General features: G+C 40.8%; 21 protein-coding genes. 5 read left to right on the top strand and 16 right to left on the bottom strand.

The window, feature by feature from the left end; genetic code table 11:
- Positions 1-349 precede the first annotated feature (349 nt).
- The 4 genes from nagA to fabG form a co-directional block, all read right to left on the bottom strand.
- Positions 350-1552: an N-acetylglucosamine-6-phosphate deacetylase gene (nagA, locus tag IEV91_RS10690; protein WP_188497426.1), complete on the bottom strand. Its 1203-nt coding sequence runs from the start codon at positions 1550-1552 to the stop codon at positions 350-352.
- Between the two features lie 230 nt (positions 1553-1782).
- On the bottom strand, positions 1783-2190 hold the full coding sequence (locus tag IEV91_RS10685; RefSeq protein WP_188497425.1) for a MaoC/PaaZ C-terminal domain-containing protein: 408 nt from the start codon (positions 2188-2190) through the stop codon (positions 1783-1785).
- Position 2191: 1 nt separating this feature from the next.
- Positions 2192-2635, bottom strand: a complete 444-nt coding sequence (locus IEV91_RS10680) for a MaoC family dehydratase N-terminal domain-containing protein (protein ID WP_188497424.1) — start codon at positions 2633-2635, stop codon at positions 2192-2194.
- A 48-nt stretch (positions 2636-2683) separates the two neighbouring features.
- Positions 2684-3445 carry a 3-oxoacyl-ACP reductase FabG gene (gene fabG, locus IEV91_RS10675; RefSeq protein ID WP_188497423.1) on the bottom strand — a complete coding sequence of 254 codons (762 nt, stop codon included), beginning with the start codon at positions 3443-3445 and terminating at the stop codon, positions 2684-2686.
- A 307-nt stretch (positions 3446-3752) separates the two neighbouring features.
- Here fabG and IEV91_RS10670 point away from each other — a divergent pair, with 307 nt between their 5' ends.
- The gene (locus tag IEV91_RS10670; protein WP_229745533.1) at positions 3753-5042 is read left to right on the top strand and encodes an SGNH/GDSL hydrolase family protein; all 1290 of its coding nucleotides are present in this window, start codon (positions 3753-3755) and stop codon (positions 5040-5042) included.
- 75 nt (positions 5043-5117) lie between these two features.
- On the opposite strand, the gene IEV91_RS10665 is transcribed toward IEV91_RS10670, so the two are convergent.
- Entirely contained in the window at positions 5118-5963 is an 846-nt protein-coding gene (locus IEV91_RS10665; RefSeq protein ID WP_188497422.1) for an ABC transporter ATP-binding protein, read from the bottom strand.
- 153 nt (positions 5964-6116) lie between these two features.
- Here IEV91_RS10665 and IEV91_RS10660 point away from each other — a divergent pair, with 153 nt between their 5' ends.
- Positions 6117-7157, top strand: a complete 1041-nt coding sequence (locus tag IEV91_RS10660; protein ID WP_188497421.1) for an NAD(P)/FAD-dependent oxidoreductase — start codon at positions 6117-6119, stop codon at positions 7155-7157.
- 560 nt (positions 7158-7717) lie between these two features.
- On the opposite strand, the gene queE is transcribed toward IEV91_RS10660, so the two are convergent.
- From queE to IEV91_RS10615, 9 genes are all read right to left on the bottom strand, one after another.
- A complete protein-coding gene (gene queE / locus IEV91_RS10655; RefSeq protein ID WP_188497420.1) occupies positions 7718-8437 on the bottom strand; it encodes a 7-carboxy-7-deazaguanine synthase QueE in 720 nt (239 codons plus the stop codon).
- A complete protein-coding gene (gene queD / locus IEV91_RS10650) occupies positions 8430-8909 on the bottom strand; it encodes a 6-carboxytetrahydropterin synthase QueD (protein ID WP_188497419.1) in 480 nt (159 codons plus the stop codon). The genes queE and queD overlap by 8 nt, the downstream gene beginning before the upstream one ends.
- Complete coding sequence (queC, locus tag IEV91_RS10645) at positions 8899-9573, bottom strand: 7-cyano-7-deazaguanine synthase QueC (protein WP_229745545.1); 675 nt, start codon at positions 9571-9573, stop codon at positions 8899-8901. Before queC ends, queD begins: the two co-directional genes overlap by 11 nt.
- 182 nt (positions 9574-9755) lie before the next feature.
- On the bottom strand, positions 9756-10595 hold the full coding sequence (locus tag IEV91_RS10640) for an iron chelate uptake ABC transporter family permease subunit (RefSeq protein WP_188497417.1): 840 nt from the start codon (positions 10593-10595) through the stop codon (positions 9756-9758).
- Entirely contained in the window at positions 10541-11248 is a 708-nt protein-coding gene (locus IEV91_RS10635) for a metal ABC transporter ATP-binding protein (RefSeq protein WP_188497416.1), read from the bottom strand. Before IEV91_RS10635 ends, IEV91_RS10640 begins: the two co-directional genes overlap by 55 nt.
- 78 nt (positions 11249-11326) lie before the next feature.
- Positions 11327-12280 carry a metal ABC transporter substrate-binding protein gene (locus IEV91_RS10630; RefSeq protein WP_188497415.1) on the bottom strand — a complete coding sequence of 318 codons (954 nt, stop codon included), beginning with the start codon at positions 12278-12280 and terminating at the stop codon, positions 11327-11329.
- 487 nt (positions 12281-12767) lie between these two features.
- Complete coding sequence (locus tag IEV91_RS10625; RefSeq protein WP_188497414.1) at positions 12768-14867, bottom strand: sensor histidine kinase; 2100 nt, start codon at positions 14865-14867, stop codon at positions 12768-12770.
- Positions 14845-15537 carry a response regulator transcription factor gene (locus IEV91_RS10620; RefSeq protein WP_188497413.1) on the bottom strand — a complete coding sequence of 231 codons (693 nt, stop codon included), beginning with the start codon at positions 15535-15537 and terminating at the stop codon, positions 14845-14847. The genes IEV91_RS10625 and IEV91_RS10620 overlap by 23 nt, the downstream gene beginning before the upstream one ends.
- Positions 15530-16084, bottom strand: a complete 555-nt coding sequence (locus IEV91_RS10615; RefSeq protein ID WP_188497412.1) for an RNA polymerase sigma factor — start codon at positions 16082-16084, stop codon at positions 15530-15532. The genes IEV91_RS10620 and IEV91_RS10615 overlap by 8 nt, the downstream gene beginning before the upstream one ends.
- Positions 16085-16333: 249 nt before the next feature.
- On the opposite strand from IEV91_RS10615, the gene IEV91_RS10610 reads away from it, so the two are divergent.
- The gene (locus IEV91_RS10610; protein WP_188497411.1) at positions 16334-16918 is read left to right on the top strand and encodes a Uma2 family endonuclease; all 585 of its coding nucleotides are present in this window, start codon (positions 16334-16336) and stop codon (positions 16916-16918) included.
- 22 nt (positions 16919-16940) lie between these two features.
- On the opposite strand, the gene IEV91_RS10605 is transcribed toward IEV91_RS10610, so the two are convergent.
- Entirely contained in the window at positions 16941-17426 is a 486-nt protein-coding gene (locus IEV91_RS10605) for a DinB family protein (RefSeq protein WP_188497410.1), read from the bottom strand.
- 74 nt (positions 17427-17500) lie between these two features.
- On the bottom strand, positions 17501-18733 hold the full coding sequence (locus IEV91_RS10600; protein WP_188497409.1) for an aminopeptidase: 1233 nt from the start codon (positions 18731-18733) through the stop codon (positions 17501-17503).
- A 263-nt stretch (positions 18734-18996) separates the two neighbouring features.
- On the opposite strand from IEV91_RS10600, the gene IEV91_RS10595 reads away from it, so the two are divergent.
- Positions 18997-19782: an HAD family hydrolase gene (locus tag IEV91_RS10595; RefSeq protein ID WP_188497408.1), complete on the top strand. Its 786-nt coding sequence runs from the start codon at positions 18997-18999 to the stop codon at positions 19780-19782.
- A 377-nt stretch (positions 19783-20159) separates the two neighbouring features.
- On the top strand, positions 20160-20477 hold the full coding sequence (locus tag IEV91_RS10590; protein WP_188497407.1) for a YjcN family protein: 318 nt from the start codon (positions 20160-20162) through the stop codon (positions 20475-20477).
- Positions 20478-21163 lie beyond the last annotated feature (686 nt).

The raw sequence follows: 21163 nt of genomic DNA, 5'->3' as shown, positions 1-21163 counted from the left end.
ATCGATTTTGGAAACCGATTTCCTTTTAAAACAAAAAAATAAGCCCTTCGGAAACACCGTGTTGTAATCGGATACAATTTTGATAATTTAAATTTAAACCCTATTTTTTCATTTGTCAATAACTTTATAAATAAAATTAAAAGTTTCACTTTTATTCGGACTTTCCAAAGTCTTCCTTATGCCTAATAAAAATAAAGAAAGAACCGTTTATTCAAATAGAATGTTCGGCTCTTTCAACAAATTTATTAATTAGAAAGGATTAAATTATATCAAGAATATAAAGTCCCATGACATTTGTCAAGAAAAATTTGATTGGGACATAGGGACAGGTTTATTGTCCCGCTTTATTTCAAGACAACTTTCCTTGTCTCAAGCTGGGACATGGTGCCTGTGTCCCAGCGATCACACCTCGGCAGAGTGTGTAATGGATGGTTAAATTCTCGTCAACAATTAACAGATCGGCATCTTTTCCGACCGCGATACTGCCTTTTCTATCAAAAATCCCGATTTGTTTAGCGGGATTGATCGAAGCCATTTGGATGATATCAGAGAGCGTGACACCCTCCAACGCCAACATATTTTGAGCCCCTTTATCCATTTTAAGAATACTTCCGGCCAGTGTGCCATCTTCCAGAAAAGCACGATCCTCCGTCACGGTGACCGGTTGGCCGCCAAGATCATATTCACCGGTTGTGAGCCCTTTCGCGCGTATGGAATCTGTGATCATGATAATCCGTTCACTACCCATATTATTAACGATTAATTGCATCATTTCTGGAGAAACATGGATACCGTCGGTAATTAACTCCCCTTTAAGTTCCTTTAACTGAAAGGCCGCACCGACAACCCCAATATCACGATGATGAATCCCCACCATTGCATTGCATAAATGGGTCACTTGGCGAACGCCTTGTGAGACTGCTAGCTTCATCCCGATAAAGTCCGTTCCTGTATGACCTGCTGACACATTGACTCCCTGTTCCGCTAAAGTACGAATAAATTCTCCATCAGCATCATGCTCAGGTGCCAGAGTAATCGTTTTGATGGCATGTCCAGATAACTTTTGCCACTTTTGAAATAGAGCAAGATCAGGTTCAATTATATACTGTTGAGGCTGCGCTCCTGCTTTACTTTTCTCCACAAACGGCCCTTCTAAATGCACACCCACGATTTCTGCTTGGCCTTCTTTATTTTGATAAGCTGCGACAGTCTTTAAAGCGGCCTCAATGGCTTCAGGTGATTGTGTCATCGTTGTGGCTAAGAAACTTGTTGTTCCCTCGTGTGGCAAAAATGTTGCCATTGTTTCTAGTGCTGTTTCTGTGGCATCCATGACATCTGCACCATTGGCACCGTGGATGTGGCCATCAATAAATCCCGGAATAACATTGAGACCAGAGCCATTGATCACCTCTCTTTCTTCAGAAGAATTGATCTTCTGATCTTCTGCGTATATCTCGGCAATCTTTCCCTCTTGAAGAAGAATGGAGCCATTTCTTATGATTCCCTTTTCTGTATAAAGCGTCGTATTTGTGATCAATAGTGGTTTCGACATTTTCAAATCCCCTTCCGTACCTGCCTCTTGGTCCCTCTAACAATGATCAAAAACGATTAAAAATTCTCAATCGATTATCATAAATCAAACATATCACTATGATTTTGAAACTGCAATCCTATTATCCATTTGAGACATCACTGTTCTCCAAGGACTATAGTAAATAAATAGAAGGGAAGAACTTTAAGGTTTAAGCTTAATTAAGGTCATAGACAGAATCCGCTGTCTCGTCAATGCTCATACAAACGGAATATGACATGGCCATGCACTACTTTTTCCCCACTTTGTTTGACCGCTTCAATCTCAAAATTCAAATCCGTTCCTTGGGAATCTACCAACTTTGCTTTTAACGTTAACACATCGTCTAAAAAAACCATTCCTGAAAAGCGGTTAACAAAACGGTGTACAAAGCCCTCCTCGTAATACGGCGTAAATAATTGACTGATATGACCCATCGTCCACATGCCATGCGCAATGATTTTAGGGAGACCAGCCTTTTTAGCCTCACTATCAATGGTATGAATAGGGTTAAAATCTCCAGAGGCGCCTGCATATTTAATCAGGTCCATTCGTGAAACAGGAGCCAAAAGAATTTCAGATAATAATTCCCCAGTACGGACTTGTCGTATAGTGTTCATATTATCTCCCTCTCCGAACAGCTTCTGAAAGAATAATGACACTTTTTGCTGTAAAAACTTCCTGACCTGATGCGGTTTCCCCAATGTATTTAATCGTTAGAAAGCCTAATATGCCTGAACGCGCTTGTTTTTCTTCGTAGCTTTCAACTTCGCAATAACAATAGAGTGATTCTCCTACCATGAGCGGTCGCGTATATGTAAACTGCTGTTCTCCATGGATCAAACCTGCTTTTGGTAAGTCGAGTCCTTCGATCTTTCCATAATCAAAGACACGTGGAAAGGTTGGGGGTGCAATATTCTTTTTATATCGCGAGTGTTTCCCGTAGTCCTTTTCAATATATAGTGGATGCGGATCACCTATTGCCTCAGCAAATCGTTTTACAGCCCCCCTCTCAACCACGTTACACACCCGTTCTGAGCGTTTACCAATTGTTCTTTTAACCATGGCCACTCCCCCATTTGAGTAAAATACAAAAGACTTGAAGACTCTCTTTTAGTTTTTAGGACCTCCAGCGACATACAAAACTTGCCCATTCACAAAAGAGGATTCATCCATTGCAAAAAACAAGACAGCATTGGCAATGTCCTCAGGCTGACCTGACCGACCCACAGGGATTTGACTCACACTGTACTTTACTAGATCGCCAAAAGATAACCCCATTCGCTCCGCTGTCGCTTTTGTCATGTCGGTTTCGATAAATCCTGGAGCAACGGCGTTCACAGTGATCCCAAACGCCCCCAATTCAATAGCCAATGTTTTCGTGAATCCCTGTAAACCTGCTTTAGCCGTCGAGTAATTTGCCTGCCCTCGATTTCCTAAAGCTGAGGTTGAGGATATGTTTATGATTCGACCAAAATGATGCTTCACCATATATTTTTGAATTGCTCGCGAACAATTAAAAGTCCCTTTAAGATGAACATTCATTACGGTATCCCAATCACTGTCACTCATTTTAAAGAGTATGTTATCACGTAGAACTCCCGCGTTATTAACGAGAATATCAATCTTCCCAAATAATTCGGCAACCTGATCAACCACTTCGTTGACTTTCTCAGGGTTTGAAATATCCGCAGCAAATCCACGTACTTCATGCCCTTTCTCTTTAAGCTCATTCACTGTTATAGAGAGACTCTCTTCCTCAATATCAACCAAACACACCCTTGCCTCTTCTTCAGCAAATGCTGTACTCACACTTTTCCCAATTCCTCTGCCCGCCCCTGTCACAAAGACGACTTTTCCGCTAAATCTTTTCATGAAGGCTTCCCTCCTCGAGTGGGGTTCTTATTTTAATTTAAGAATGTATTTTAATATTCTATTACTTAACCACAGTCCTTTGGTAACCGCTTTCATTTTATGATGAAGATCAGATTCCCATTCCTTTTGGTTCTATCCCTTCACTTTTTTTGTACTAAGAGTGTCTCCTTAAACACATAATAACAAAACATTCTACGATATGTTATAAATTTGTCACTAGTCATAGCAGGTGAAATTATACTATGATTTACCTATATAGATATGAAACGATAGCTTAGAGTAATACATAAGACAAGGGGATCAGGTGATGAGAGAAAAGAGGACGCGATCATTCGGTCCGAAAATGAAAACAGCGTTATTCTTATTGGCCGTCATCATTCTTTTGTCCTTTGCATCATTAAGCATTGGAAAACAAAAAACAACTCCAACGAATGGCCAAACAAATGCAAATGTTCATTGGGTTGGCACCTGGTCTGCGAGTCAACAAATGTCACGCCCCGCTTCTTTTTCACGGGTCGGGTTTGCTCAACAGACCGTCCGATTGATAATCCACCCCCACATCGATGGAAAGGTTTTACGTATCAAATTATCGAATACTTTCGGAAAAGATGCAGTGACCTTTGGTCAAGTCCGCGTTGCCCTTTCGAGCCATGGGGCAAGTATTATTCATGGGACAAGCCAACTAGTGACCTTCAACGGACATGCTTCTGTTACCTTGCCACGAGGAACAGAAATGTTAAGTGATCCCATCGCGTTCACGGTCTCAAGTGAATGCGATTTAGCCGTAAGTCTCTATCTACCCGAAGCTAGTGGACCCACAACATGGCATGCGATGTCCAATCAATTAACTTATATTTCAACCACTGGCAACCATACAAATAATACGACAGGGTCTGCATTCAAAACAAAAGTCTTTGGGTGGTATTGGCTAAGTTCCGTTGAAGTTCAAGCAAAACCTTCTACTCAAGGCGCTATTGTTACTCTTGGGGATTCCATCACGGACGGTTATCGATCCACCCCAAACATGAATCACCGTTGGCCAGACTTTTTAGCTGAACGTCTTAACCGTGCCTATCCTGGACAACCATTTTCTGTATTAAATGCAGGCATTTCAGGCAATAGGATTCTTCGAAGTTCTACATCCCATGGAGTCGATGCCATCGATCGTTTAAATCGGGATGTCCTCTCGCAAGCGGGAGTGACTGATGTGATTCTTCTTGAGGGTATTAACGACATTGGTAAACAGCCTCATACCTATGATGCCAATAAAATTATTGCCGGTATGAAAACGATTATTAAAAAAGTGCATGCCCAAGGACTTCGTATCTACGGCGGAACTTTAACACCTTTTCAAGGGAAAATAGGCGGTTATTATACGCCTCAAGGTGAAGTAACTCGTGAGACCGTCAATCACTGGATCCGAACCAGTAAAGCTTTTGATGGTGTGATTGATTTCGATAAAGCATTACGCGATCCCAATAACCCTCATAGACTACGGCCAAAATATGATTCTGGTGATCACCTTCACCCTAATGATGCCGGCTATCAAGCCATGGCCAACGCTGTTCATTTATCGATGTTGATAGGAAAGCACTAAGCTTATTAAAAAGGGCTCCTACTTTATAGGAACCCTTTTTATTCTTTTCTTCAACATGAAACGGCTAATAATCAGTTAAGCCTCAGTACCGGTAGTAGCTACTTCCAGTGGCATCTCATTTTCAATGTTGTTTTCATTCTTAATTAAATTGTAAGTCACACACATCGGTTTATTGTTATGAGGGTCGCGCCCAATTAAAGCATCAATCTGAAACACTTCTTTAAGCACCTCGTGATCTATAACCTCTTCATTCGTTCCCGCCTTCACAATTTGCCCTGCTTTCAAAGCAATAATATAGTCAGCAAACCGCGCTGCATGGTTTAAATCATGCAGGACCATCACGATCGTGCGTCCTTGTTCCTTATTTAAACTTTCCAAGAGCTCTAATACTTCAAGTTGATGGGCCATATCCAAATAAGTGGTCGGTTCATCAAGGAAAATAATCTCTGTTTCTTGTGCCAAAGCCATCGCGATCCATACCCTTTGGCGCTGGCCTCCCGACAAGGCGTCAACGGAATGGTATTTCAAATCTTCAATCCCCGTTTTTTCAAGCGCCCAATTAATCACGTCATGATCTTTTTTCGTCAAACGTCCAAATCCCTTTTGGTAGGGAAAGCGTCCGTACGACACCAGTTCTCCAACGGTTAATCCTGGTGTCCCTTCTGGACTTTGAGGAAGAATCGCCATCTTTTGCGCGAGCCCCTTAGTATTTTCTTTCGTTATACTTTCACCGTCAAGAATAACCGCTCCGGATAGATGGGGGATTACACGGGTCATGGCTTTCAGTAGCGTTGATTTTCCACAACCATTTGAACCAATAATAGCCGTGATACTATGATCAGGAATCTCAATCGTCAAGTCTTCAACAATCAAACGCTCACCGTAGCCAATATGTAGCTTATCTGTATATAGGCGGACCATAATCATGCCTCCTACAAAATTTTTAAAAAATTTATATTGATAATGATTCTCATTGTCGTTACAATGTAATTATAGAGAACTTCGCTTTTACTTGTCAATACATTTCTAAATCCTTTAACAAATGATCCTTATTAAAATAAAGGAGTGACAGATATGAGAGAATGTTTTGATGTCACGATTATCGGTGGGGGTCCTGCTGGTTTATTTTCAGCTTTTTATAGCGGTCTTAGAGAAATGAAGACGAAAATCATTGAATACCATCCCTATCTCGGTGGTAAAATTCATATTTATCCTGAAAATGTCATTTGGGATGTTGGTGGGCTGAAGCCGGTCACGGGGGCACAATTAATTGAACAGGTGATCGATCAAGGCTTAACCTTTAATCCTGAGGTCGTGCTCAATGAGAAAGTAACAGCGATCACCCGAGATGAGGAAAAGGGGTTGTTTATTCTAAAAGCAGCCTCCGGACAAGAACATTACTCTAAGAGTGTGATTATCGCTGTCGGTGGTGGCATCATTAATCCACAAAAATTGACGATTAAAGGCGCTGAACGTTTTGAAGTCTCCAATTTACATTACACCGTCACTTCCCTCACTTCCTTTAAGGATAAAGTGGTTGTCATTTCAGGTGGAGGGAATTCCGCGATTGACTGGGCCAATGCTTTGGAACCTATAGCTAAAAAGGTTTATCTTACTTATAGAAAAGAACAATTAAAGGGGCATGAAGCAGAGATTAGGAAATTAATAGAGAGCTCAGTTGAATGTTGCTTCCAAACGTCGATTACTAAGTTAATGGCAAGCCAAAATCGGGTGGCTATTGAACGGATTGAACTGACCAAACATGACACAGGAGAGATTCTCGAGCTCCCTGTTGACGATGTGATTATCAATCATGGCTATGAACGCGACACCTCTTTACTCGAAAATAGCCCATTAGACATCGCATTAAAAGATCACTATTTTATTAGCGGATCATCAATGAGCGAATCGTCTATCCCTGGCATTTTTGCTGCAGGGGACATTTTACATCATGACGGCAAACTTCATTTAATTGCAGGAGCCTTTCAAGATGCAGCCAATGCCGTCAACAGGGCGAAGCAATTTATAGAACCTGCCTCACACCCTACTGCTATGGTTTCTTCACATAATGAGCGGTTTAAAGGACTTAACCAGACTCTCGTTCACCACCATTAACAACCTGAAATAAAGAGGTTGAGACAGAAGTATTTCACTCAAAGAAAAATCCGAACATTCTTTTTTGAATGAACGGATTTTTCTTTATTCTTAGCATGGGGCGAAGCGCTCTGTCAAAATACTTCGCTTTCCTCATGCCCACACGATGTGGGTAGGGTCGACGTTCGACGCACAGGAAGTGCTAGCTTCGGCGTTGTCACACGGACGTGACGGGTTTAGTCGAAGTTCCTTAATGACGTGGCGCTTTTAGTCGATCGTCCTTAGTTGGCCTCAGCTAACTTGGGAATGGATAATTTGGTTTCCCAAGTATTTATGAATAAAAATCCCCTGTTTCTGCGTCTACTCGTACCGCTTCGTCGTCAGCTTTCTCGGAACAACTCGAAGTTTATTCGAGAAGTAACGCTGTTTGCTATTCCCGAAGGAGTCTCCGTATTTTGACTACGCTCTCTTTTTCCTTGAACTTGCATTGTTCGGTATTTGTATTCATTATTTTGTTTTGTCCCAGCCTCTTTTCTGCGCTAAACACATGTCAGGAGTACTTTCCTTTTTTCTTAAACGGTTTAGACCCCTCGCTTATTGCCCCACACTAAGGTATGGATCTGCGGAAGAATCCGGACATCATTCATTTTAGGATCAACCATGGCCTTGTCAATGAGCCACTCATAGCGTGTCATCAGTTGCTTTGTCAGCGCTTCTTGATTTGTTGTCGTTGTATCAGCGTTTCCTACCTGTAGGAAAAAGGGAATTCCCTTATAACGCTCATGGACAGCAACAGCATAATCGAAGTCCGCTTCATCAAAAATCACCACTTTTAAGCTCGCATTTCCAATTGGCAAAAGTTGTTCAATGATTGAATCAAGTACAGAGAAATGAGTCTTCATGCCGGAGCTTGGCGGTTTTGGAGAAAGCGTAAGATCATCAATGGCCGTCATCCATGGCTGCCATCGAGACCCTTGCGTCTCTAGTGCCGTTTTAATCCCTTTGGTCTTAAATAATTGCACTAAATCTGCAACTGCGGCAAGTAATGCTGGGTTTCCACCGGAAATGGTAACATGATCAAAGCAATCTCCTCCAAGAGCCACGAGCTCCTCCCAAATGGCCTCCGGCGTCAGTTGTCTAATGTCTTGCTTGGCAGAACCATCCCAAGTAAAAGCTGAATCACACCATGAGCAGCGGTAATCGCATCCCGCCGTTCTTACAAACATCGTTTTTCTGCCGATGACCATCCCCTCGCCTTGGATGGTCGGTCCGAATATCTCTAGGACTGGAAGTTTACTCATCGATCATCCACTCCCTTCTGACCTCAGCGAAGCTCGTCGGGGTTTCATAGAGCTGAACACATTCGAGTCGCAAGCCTTGTTCACTGTTTGTCCGTGCCATTATGGCGGCATTCATCTTCTCGTAAAGCCAGACAACCATATTTTCGGCCGTCGTATTCATGTTTGGCAAGGTCTCATTTAAATAACGGTGATCGAGATAAGGTTCAATGTCTTGTTTCCAGATCTGCTTAATCTCTCCAAAATCAATCACCAAACCCACATGATCAACAAACCCACTCACTCCAAAAATCACGCGATACGTGTGACCGTGAAGATTCTTACATTTCCCTTCATAACAATGGAGATGATGACTGGCATCAAATGTGAATTGCTTACTGACGAGCACGCGTTTATTATGATATTTTAATTCATTCCTCTGAATATCCTGGTCGATTTTCTGTAAATGATCAACGATTCTAAACTTATTTATCATGGATATGACTTCCTTCACGGCCCTGCAAATATGCCTGAAGGCCATTATTACGGAGCTCACAAGCCGGACAGGTGCCACAGCCATCGCCGATGACGCCGTTATAACACGTTAACGTTTTCTCCCTTACAAACGCTAAAGCCCCTAATTCATCAGCGAGTTGCCATGTTTCTGCTTTATTGATCCACATCAGTGGTGTATGAATAACAAATTGACTATCCATTGACAGATTCAGAGAAACATTGAGAGATTTTACAAACATATCACGACAATCCGGGTATCCACTAAAGTCTGTTTCACAAACGCCGGTAATAATGTGTTTGGCTCCCACTTGGCTTGCTAAAATCCCTGCAAAAGAAAGGAAAATAAGATTCCTACCTGGAACAAAGGTCGACGGTAACTCCCCTTCCCCACCTGCTTGAACCGCAATGTCATCACGGGTTAACGCACTTGGGGCTAACTGATTTAATAGCGACATATCCAATATATGATGTTGAACACCTAATTCCTCAGTAATCTCACGGGCACAATCAATTTCTAATCTGTGGCGCTGATTATAATCAAACGTCACCGCCTCAACCGATTTAAAACGCTCTAATGCCCAAAATAAACATGTGGTGCTATCCTGCCCACCACTAAATACGACGATCGCTTTTTCGTCTTTCAACATATGTACATACTCCTTTAAAATAGAAAAATCGGCACCTAAAGAAGATACCGATCATCCTTAGTTTTTTTTACGAGGGTGGCTAAAACCTCTATAAACTTTTCCTGTTTATGACTCTATTGTAGCAAATCTATGCTCAGAGTAAAGTGGTAAACTTTGTCCAACCTTACTCCTATATACTATCAATAGGCACGTTGCCTTTTGAGATTCCTTCTAATCGTTAAGGTCACTTTCTGTGCGATAAACCCTATAAGGAGCAGTACGACAAGGATTAACGTGACCGTGGCCCCTGGAGGCGTCCCAATCATGTATGATGAAACAAGACCAGAATAGATACTAAAGGCCGCAATCACAACAGCCACGACAAAAACCATTTTAAACCCTTTTGCCAGTCTTATCGCAAAGGCCGCAGGGAGCACGATCAGTGCCGATACTAATAACACACCGACTGTCGGAATCATGACAGAAACACAGAGTCCCGTCATAATGCTAAAGGATAAGGAGAGAAGATTAGTGCGGATTCCACTGGTATAGGCTGTTTCTTCATCGAAGGTTAATAAATAGAGCGGTCTTCTCAAACAGAAGAAGTAGAGCAAGAAAAGCACCGTCACGCCTAACATGATATACACTTGACTATTACTGATGGTCACAAGGGATCCGAACAAATATTGATCAATATTGGCCGTCATCCCACCCTCGGTGATACTCAAAAGGAATAAAGCAAAGGATAATCCCGCAGCCATCAAGATGGCCACCGCTACCTCTGAATAGGTTTTATATCCTCTACGCATGTATTCAATCCCTATGGCCCCGATAATGACTACAATCATGCTCGAAAAGGCAATAGGCGTATTAAGGAAGAAGCCGATCGCAACACCTGCAAGGGAAATATGTGATAAGGTATCTGCCATGATGGCTTGTCTTCTTAACACAAGAAAAACGCCAAGCAATGGCGCAATGATCGCAATTAGTCCCCCAGCCCAAAACGCGCGTTGCATGAATGCAAGGTCAAACATCTCCATCCGCCGCTTCCTCCTTTTTCTAAATGAATCGTCTTATCTAACTGTGCACCCACTTCATCATGATCATGGGTCACCATCACAACGGAACGGTGATGTTCTCTCACTTGATGGGCCATAAAATCATAGAATCCCATGCGGCTTTCATAATCCATACCGGTTGCAGGTTCATCTAAAACCAATAAATCAGACTCTGTAGCTAGCGCCCGGGCAATACATACTTTTTGCTTTTGACCTCCCGATAGTGCACCAATCTTATGATGTCGATACTCCCACATATCCACCATTTTCAAGGCACTTTCTATCTTTTCATGGTCCTCTGCTTTTAATCTTTTAAACCATCTCCCCCTTGGATAGCGTCCTGACTGTACAAGTTCTAACACAGTACTCGGGAATCCGACATTAAAAGAAGCGACCTGTTGCGGAACATAGGCTACAGATAAACGTTTCCCTTGAGCATTGACAGGGCTCAGCGCAACCTTTCCCTCCCAAGGTTTTAATAACCCTAGCATAATCTTAAGTAAAGTTGACTTTGATGCACCATTGGGTCCCGTAATTCCCACGAATTCGCCGCTTTCAATTTCCAAAGAAACGCCATTTAATGTTGGGGCATCTGTATAGCCAAAAACAACCTGATCTAAGGTCACTAATTGCATAACGACTTTCTCCTTCCTATTCATAACCAAAGGTGACTCTCATCAAATATCAGAGTCACCCTCCTTGTTCTTTCTGCTTTATTTCAAAAGTGATTGTTTAAGAGCATCTAAGTTTCGTTTCATCATTTCAATATAATCTAAACCTTGCTCTTGTTCTTTTTTAGTTAACCCTTCAAGCGGACTTAGCACGACAGCCTTTGCCCCAACTTCATCTGCCAATGCTTGTGCAACCTTTGGTGAGGCCACTTCTTCAAAGTAAATAATGTTAATCTTATTCTTCTGGGCAAATGTTTTCAACTCTGCCAACCGTTTCGCGCTCGGCTCTTGATCTGGTTCTAACCCCGCGATAGGCACCTGATTAAGTCCATACTCTTTGGCTAGATAACCAAAAGCAGCATGTTGAGTAATGATATCTTTTTTTGGCGCATCTGCCAAGGTAGTTCTAAATAAATCATCTAATTGTTGCAATTGCTTGAGATAGTCTTCACTATTTTTCTCGTAAAAGGCTTTATTATCAGGATCCTTTTTAACAATGGCTTGGGTAATCGTTTCGACTTCTTTCTCAGCAAGTACAGGATCCAACCATACGTGAGGATCAAGGTTAGAGCCTTCTTCCTCCTCAGCACTTTTCATCAGATCAATGCCTTTACTTGCTTGCACAAACTCGACATGACTTACTGATTTTTGCACATTAGGTGCCCAAGTTTCCATCTCTGGGCTATTATACACAAGTAAATCCGATTTTTGAATATGTTCGATATCCTTTGGAGAAGGATCCCAATCATGAGGCTCAACAGTCGCTGGTATTAACAAATCGACTTGAGCCTTATCCTTTACAATCTGCTTTGTAAACTCATACATTGGATAAAAGGTGGTCGCAATATGGAGCTTATGCGAAGCTTGTGAAGCGCCTGAATCAGCAGTCCCCTTACTGTCCTGCTTATCCTGACTCTCATCCTTCCCACAACCCACCAATGCTATAAGACATCCGATCACGGCCAAAATAAAAATTGCTTTAACGCGTTTACTCATTTTCTAACTCCCTTTTAATGCATTCTCTCTTTGTACATGCTGCATCATGCTTTAAACAAAAAGATTACGATTTGTTTTTCATTTTTTAATGAAGCTTTTTCATTTTTATGTCACGGGGACTCTGTCCAGTCTCAAGCTTTTCCCGCTTGAGTTTTCACTCTAGTACTTTACTTTTTCCTATACTCTATTTCTATTTCAGGATCAATAATGGTATTCATTACGATTTAAGAAAAAATCATAGAGAGACTTTTTTTAAAAAGATCACTATATAAAAGTAATAGTTACGATTTGTATTATAATCTATTTATCTATAGTACGCAAGGTAACCACTACCTAGAACAATATTCCATTCGTCTTATTTGAGGCTGTATTCGTTTTCCTATTCGCATTATATTGGATCAAAGGAAAGTCAATCTCTTCACTATCTACTCATTATCGTTCAAGCTTTAAAAGGACCCAAAAATTTCATTTGGGCCCTACAAGTATTTCAATGCACCGTTTCTAATTCTATGATCACTTTAAAGAGATCACCGTCAACTTCCATATCCATTTTTCCATCATGAAGATCGATAATCGACTTGGCGATGGCCAATCCTAGACCTGACCCTTCTGTATGACGGGATTCATCACCACGTTTAAAGCGTTCAAATAGTTCATCAATATCCTCACTCAATTCGAATTTGGACACATTTTTAAAGGAAATCACGACACGAGATCCTATCTCTTTTACTGCTATATAGACTCTCGTATTCTCAAGTGAATATTTTAAGATATTCCCAATTAAATTATCAAACACTCGCCATAATTTTTGACCATCCACAACTGCATAAATCGGGGGTTCTGGCTTTGAAATCCGAAAATGTAGGCTTGAAGCTTCAATAGTTTCATTATTTTCCGCTAAGGATTGCTGAAGGAGCTGAACAATATCCACCTTTTTCTTATCCAATTCAATATTGCCGCTCGCCATTTTCGATGCTTCAAATAGATCTTCAATGAGTACTTTTAGTCTTTTCGATTTGCGGTTAATAATTTCAATGTAATCTTCACGCTCTTCCTCTGTGATCCCCTCTGAATGTAAAAGCTCCGAATACGTAATGATCGAGGTCAAGGGTGTGCGTAGGTCATGACTCACATTTGTAATCAGTTCTGTCTTCAAACGTTCGCTCTTAGCTTGTTCTTTTTGTGAGGCAGTGACCCCATGTTTCATCGTATTAATATTCTTTGCTAACGCCCTTAATGGTGCCCAGCCTTTTTCAGACAGGTCGGGTTCATGATAGCCCTTCACTAAGTTATCCACATTTTTTGTAATTCTATTAAAAAAAGCAAGTCGCTTAATGAGAATCACTAACGCGGGAAATGTAATGAACATAAAAAGGAAGAAGTAAAAAAGTACAACCGCTGGCCCTCTACCATAACTCAAATTTTCAAAGACTATAGGGACGCCAAATCCGGTACAAAAGATAATGAACAGTAAGATAAAGATTTGAAGTCCTGTACTATTAAAGAACAGTCCCTCCCCTAATCCATTGATTATCTTAGAGATGAGTGTGTTTTCCCATTGGTCCCTTGGCTCTTTCACTTCCTTAAGTCGCTTCCATAATAAAATCGCCTGGACTAAAGTCAACGTTATAAAGAAGCCGTGGATAATTAATAATTTTAGATAACTCACAATGCTATATAAGGTTAAATGTAAGCTGACATAAAAATGATCTAAGGTGGAAAAGGTGAAACAGCCAATGATCACTAAGAAAAAAAGACTCACGTCCATCGGAAGACGCTTATAGGCCGTCTGCCATTTCACATTGATGATTTTTTGCAGTATACGCGTTCTAAACATCAAGAAGAGACTGATTAACAAGGCGATCACAGCACTACCGATAAATACGCTAAATAGGACCTGTTTATGTTTATAGGTTTTGTAATCCGTGTAAACCAAACTATCCTTTGGTAAATGCTGAGGGACCCCAATAAATCCCGTGTAAGTTCCATCATATTGATTCATCCCATCTACAGAGTCATCCAGTTCTCTAGATGACAAATATTCCCCGTATGCCGAAGGATATTGCCGCACAAATGCAAGCTTATGTTTCTTTAAATAATCATTGATAGAATCACTTTGAGACATCGTTGTATCCGTATAAAGCGTCCCTGTTTTAATATCTTTTAAAGCATATTGGAAAGAAGACTCCGACCTTTCGTAATAAGGTTTTTGTTTTCTCTTATTGTCAAAGTATTGCTCTATATTTTGCTGTTTCGTTTTTAAAAGCTTCTCTTTTATAGCATTTATAGCTGCCTCTGAAAGTTTGCCCTGCTCTGAACTGATTTGATGGGTGTCAATATAAGTCTTCACTTCCTCATCACTTACCGAGAGCTTCTCAAGGGCTTCTTCCTCTGTTGTTTGGTTCAATTCATAAACGCTTAAATAGTCGATATAACGATTAAGGGTGTTGAGGAATGCTTCAGATTTATAATAATCTTTTAAATAATAACCGCCTTGGTTCCAAAAAATCAGCCCGCCATTAATGCCAAAAGTAAAAAGGAAAAGAACCCCGACAAATAAAAGTCTATTTTTCAATTTTGTATCCAATCCCCCACACCACCTTTAAGTATCTTGGTTCTTTTGGATTGATTTCTATTTTTTCGCGAATTTTTCGAATATGTACGGCCACTGTGTTTTCGGCATTGTACCCAGGTTCCTTCCATACACGCTCGTAAATCTCATTAATCGAAAACACCCGACCAGCGTGGGTCATGAGTAGCTCCACAATTTTATATTCAAGTGGCGTTAATTTCACCGCTTCGCCATTAACAGCTACTGTCTTAGCCGCTTGATCTAAGGTCAATCCACCTAGGTCTATTAACTTTTCGCCACCATCATAAGTTCCAAAACTAACATATCTCCTCAGTTGTGATTTGACTCTAGCAATCAATTCTAATGGGTTAAAGGGCTTTGTGACATAATCATCAGCCCCGATTTGCAAACCGAGGATTTTATCAGTGTCCTCCGCTTTAGCACTCAAGATAATGATCGGAATATTTTTCTGTTCACGAATTTTAAAGGTCGTTGCAATCCCATCCAGCCGTGGCATCATCACATCTAAAATAATTAAATGAATGTCATGCTCATGGAGTTTTTCAATCGCTTCCACCCCATCTTGAGCTTTAATAACGGTGAGACCTTCATTTTTTAAATAAATTTCGATTGCATCGCGAATTTCTTTTTCATCATCCACGACTAAAACAACATGATTACTCATAGATAAAACTCCCATTTTCCTCCATTTCGCGCCGTAACGAACGCAGAGCATGGAATAATCGTGATTTTACCGTCCCTATTGGGCAGTCGATAGCAGCGGCAATTTCTCTTAGCTTTAAATCATAGTAAAAGCGCATCATAATAATCTCTCGATGTGAGTCTGGCAATTTCTTTAAAAGCTCTAATATTTCGCTCCTTGTTTCTCGGCGTACATAGAGATCGACCACCCGGGCTTTGCGATCCCTTTGCTCGGGTAAGCTTTCCAGCGAGCCTTTTTCTCGACGATAGCCGGCACTTCGCCAATAATCTCGACATAAATTGGTCGCCACATGATAGAGCCATGCGGGGATGTTTTCAGGCCATTTTCGATGTTGTAATTGGTCATAAAGTTTAAGAAAGGTCTCTTGAACAAAGTCCTCTGCCTTGATGCGATCACGTAATAACCGTTCAAGATAATGAAGTAGTGGTGTGCGATAGTGTTGTATATAAGTATCAAAGGGCTCTTGCTCTTGCGCTAACTCTTCCCTTACTAATACAGCTTCTGCCATAATAGGGTTCCTCCTGTCACAGTATATCAGATTCCACTGTCTCTTTGATTACTTTCATTGTAGACAGCAAATCTTAATATTCATGGGACACAAAACTTAAGAATTTCTTAAGTTTAGAAGAAAAATTCTTAAGGGAACGTCAAAAAAGCCGATCCTCATACGAAACGATCAGCTTAGGTTCATTCTATAAATTATTTTAATATTATGATACACTCATGATGAATCTCAAGAGAAAGGAGTACATATCAAATGGATCGAAAAAAGCCTAGTAAAAAAGTTCAAGAGAGCCCTATGACCTATAATGACTATGCTAAGATTGACGACGGGAATCGCTATGAACTAGCAAGCGGAACTTTAGAAATGCTTTCTGGGTCAAAGACCTCTCACCAATTGTTAAACCTTCATCTATCCCATTTATTGGTGGACTCTTGTGGAGAAGCATTTATTATTATCCCTTCACCCATTGATGTCATTTTCTCAGATAAGGACGTTCGCCAACCTGATCTCGTCGCTGTCCACCGGAGCCGAATCAATATTATTACCGACAAAGGCATCGAAGGAGCACCTGATTTGGTCATCGAGATTCTGTCTCCAAATTCTATTAAACGCGATCGTAGAGACAAGATGATGACTTATGCACAGTATAGAGTCCCAGAATATTGGCTTATCGACCCTCTTTCACGGGTTTTAGAACATTATCTGTTAAATGCTGATCATTATCTTCTTCATGACGTCTATGCCGATGACCAGCCTATTCAGTCAGAAAAACTTGCTTGTGCCAACTTTACAATGAACGCCCTTTGGGCAAGAATACCTCCTCTACCTAACCAATGACCACTCCTATAGGGAAATTTCTTCAGATATGGGAAGGCGCAATTAGATCTGTATCTTCTGGAATATAGCCAAGTTGTCGGCTTATCGAGACGAGCTGTCCTTTATGATGAAATTCATGTGTCAGCGTATGCGTATATAACCAGAGGGCAGTTAAGGCCTCTTCACCCTCTTTCCAAGGCACGGGTCCTGACAGTTCTTGATCCCATTTGCCTTTAAATGTATTTATGAAAGAGAAAACTAAGTCATCAACTTCAGTAAAAAGCTGACGCATGTCTTGGACAGTCCAGTCAGAGTCAGGGTTAACAATTGTCATCGCGCTTTTCATGGCAAAATGTCCGAGCCATACTTGATAGCAGGCCACCACATGAGCGTGAAGCTTTCGCATTGACCAGCCTCCGAAATTCTCCAGTTCTCGAATATAATCCTCATGATTTATTCGCTCACAATAAGCAAATAGGGCTTCTCTAGTTTGTCTGATCCACTCATATTGCTCTTTTAGTACTGTCATTCGGGCACCTCCAAAAATTCAAATCTTAAAGAAGAAGGTGACAGCGTCATTCACTGTCACCTGAAAATTTTAATTCATATCGCCCAAAGGCCGTTTCTCATTAAAGGTTCCCGCGTACCATCTGGAAGTTCTCCATCGATATCAAGTTCAGCAGAACCGATCATAAAATCAACATGATTGAGGCTATCATTGGCACCATGAGCGTCTAACTCTTCACGACTCATCTTAGCGCCACCCTCTAAAGTTGTCGGGTAAGCTTCACCGATTGCCAAGTGACAGGAAGCATTCTCATCAAACAACGTATTAAAGAACAATAAACCTGAGGCTGAAATCGGTGAATTATGGGGCACAAGCGCCACCTCACCTAAATAATGTGAGCCCTCATCCGTTTCCACCAAGTGTTTTAAAGTGTCTACACCACTGCTTGCTGTATAATCAACAATTTTGCCGTCTTTAAATGTAAGCTGAAGGTCCTCGATGAGTGTCCCACTATAATTGAGCGGCATTGTACTTGTTACTGTTCCATTCACACCGGTCTTCAGTGGGAGTGTATAGACCTCCTCAGTAGGTATATTGGCAATAAAGGAATCTCCTTTTTCATTAACAGATGAAGCATCTACCCACTTGGCCTTTTCATGGAACTCTATAGAAAGATCCGTTCCTGGCGCTTTGTAATGGAGCTTTTTATATTTTTTATTATTGAGATATGCTGCTTTTTCAGCCAAGTTTTTCTTATGTGCCTCCCAAGCGGCAACAGGATCATCTTGGTCGGCCCGAGTCATTTTAAAAATCGTTTCCCATAATTCAGCAATCGCTTCTTCTTGACCTAAATCAGGGAAAAGCTTTTCAGCCCATTCATCCGAAGGAACGGAAATCAATGACCAGCTGACTTTATCCTTCATCATATAGTCGCTGTAGGCTTTTAGCGCCTGACCGCGTACCTTGTTGTTTTTAGAAATTTTCTCTGGATCAATATCCTTAAGAAGTTCAGGGTTAGGAATATAGACACTCAGAAACGCTGCATTCTTTTTTGCCAGAGTTTCAAGCGAATGAGCTTCCCATTCTGGGAATTCTTCAAAGGACTCCTCTGGTGCATATAAAAAGCGCGTGCGGGTTAATTCATCGTCTTGCCATCTAAAGTGGACATGCTTCGCCCCCGCTTGATAGGCCTTTTTAGCAATTAATCGTACGAAAGAAACCGCCGAAATAGGAGCACTCACCACTAGTTCCTGGCCTTTTTGTATATTTACACCATTTTTTACCGCTAGCTCTGCATATTTTTCTAATTTTTCTTCAAATCCTGACATATGTATCCCTCCATTATCAGTCTTATTTTATCATTCAGACACTCGTTCGTCATGTGTTTCTGAGATTTCTTTAATTTTCCCCAAATTCATCCTCCGCTTTAGAAGATTTGAATTGTTAGCCTCTGATTATATTTATCCTTGTTTATGGGATTAAAGGATTTATAGATGTAACAGCCCTCTCTTCCCTTCAATGTGTGACTGTTTTCTTTAAGTCCAATATGTTAAACTATACTTTGAAAAAAATTTAAATTCGGAGACAACTTATGACTAATTACAAAATTTTATTTTTAGATATTGATGGAACAGTAATAAAACCTGATGATACAATTGAAGATTCTACGAAAGAAGCCATTAAACAAGTACAGGGGCAAGGAATTGAAGTCTTCCTCGCTACAGGAAGACCTTTACACGAAGTTTTACATATTGGTAAGGAGCTTGGTATTGATTCTTTTATTGGTTATAACGGTGCCTATGCCCTTTATAATAACAAGGAAGTTTTTAATCGCCCTATGGATGGACAGGTGATTAGAAAATTTATTGCCATTGCTAAAGAAAATGGTCATGAAATCGTATTGTATACGAATGGGAAAAATTTCGTCACCTCTAAGAAATCTCAAGTTGTAAAGCGGTTTGCAGAAAAATTTCATATAAAGAATTACGAAGTTTATACAGAGGAAAGCCTTGATGAAATCTTAGGACTGACGCTCATTAATATTAAGGAAAATGAAGTCTCACTCTATGCTGAAGACAACTTTCACTTTTCACAGGTCTACATTGAAGGTTATACCGATAGCTACGATGTGATTAGAGACAACGTTAATAAAGGCGTTGCAGTTCAAAAAGTCATTGACTTACTCAATATTTCACCGGAACAAGCCATTGCTTTTGGTGACGGAATGAACGATAAAGAAATGCTTAGCCTCGTTGGTGAAGGGTTCGCCATGGGGAATGGCCATCCTGACCTCTTCGCCTATGCTAAACATAAAACAACAGCTGTTACTGAATCTGGCATCTACAATGGCTTAAAATCTCTTGGATTAATAAAGTAAGCTTAGGACAACTAAAGTTACTCACTTACTATAAAGAAAAGATCACATCAAAGAGCAGGCTAAATCGCATAGTTTAGTCTGCTCATTTTTACCGATCTATATATTTTTATCAAAGATGTTTTAACACATAACAACAGTTGATTTAGACGAATGACACTATCATTATTCATTCTTTTAATAAGTATGTTGGAAAATACGGGAATAGGTTATTTTATTACATTAAGTTCCTTATGAATGTCATAATGAATTTAAAAATCCAGAATTTCCTCCAGCTTACTTGGATATAAACTTTCAGATAATAAGGCAAAAAAAAACGATTCGATAACCTACCCATTTTGTGAAATAACAGGAGATAGTATTGAAAGGAAGACTAAAGAGTGGAAAAAATTAAACGAACTGGAATCGTATTGTCCACTTTACTTGTTATAATCTTGCTTTTTTCTATTCTATATTATTCAATGTCTTTTTCAAAGGCTTTGGTTATTAGAAGAACTCTATTTTTAAACGGCCACCCGATCGGTGCGTTAACAACGTCAATACAAAATAAACCGAATACAACGGATAGTAGATATGGCTCTTGCTATGCTATCAATAATCCAAAAATTAGCGACGGTAGTGAAAATTCTATACCAGGTGTTTGTATGAAGAAAAACAAATTCGGCATGTATTATGATATTTCTATAGGGACTTTATAGCTATTTCTTCTTTTATCGGCGCGCGAGCTTAACGGCCATGTTCGGGGCTTGAGGCTTTCGCTGAGCGGCAGATCTCTGCGTCAGCTACACTCACTTGCACAGGACGTGCTGGCTTCTACGTTTGTCACAGGACGTGAACGCTTTTCGTCAGCGTTCCTTTATGCTCATCGAAACCCTCACGCTCTGAAGTTTCGCCCTTGCGGGCTTTTATTTTTTACATACAAAAAAACAGCCATCTCTGACTGTTTTTTCCTTTTGCCCGGCAACGTCCTACTCTCACAGGGAGCCTACAACATGATAAAACTCCTATTTGCTGGCTTGTCCCGAGAAAGCCCTCTTCGAAGCATAGCGAGTAGACGCAGGGACAGGAAGTGTCTTTTCGCCCCCAATTACCATCGGCGCACGAGCTTAACGACCGTATTCGGGGCTTGAGGCTTCCGCTGAGCGGCAGATCTCTGCGTCAGCTGCAGTCTCTCGATCCTCATGTACGGTGTACATTCCGGGTCTCGTTCCTTTGCTTCCTTGATCTCTTTGCTCTTCGAAACCCTCACGCTCTGAAGCTTTTGCCCTTGCGGGCTTTTTTTACACACAAAAAAACAGCCATCTCTGACTGTTTTTCCCTTTTGCCCGGCAACGTCCTACTCTCACAGGGGGAAGCCCCCAATTACCATCGGCGCTGAAGAGCT

This window comes from Pullulanibacillus pueri (assembly GCF_014639255.1).
GTDB classification, from domain to species: domain Bacteria; phylum Bacillota; class Bacilli; order Bacillales; family Sporolactobacillaceae; genus Pullulanibacillus; species Pullulanibacillus pueri.
Note: the sequence above shows the minus strand (reverse complement) of the source record. Positions and strands in the feature narration are given on the sequence as shown.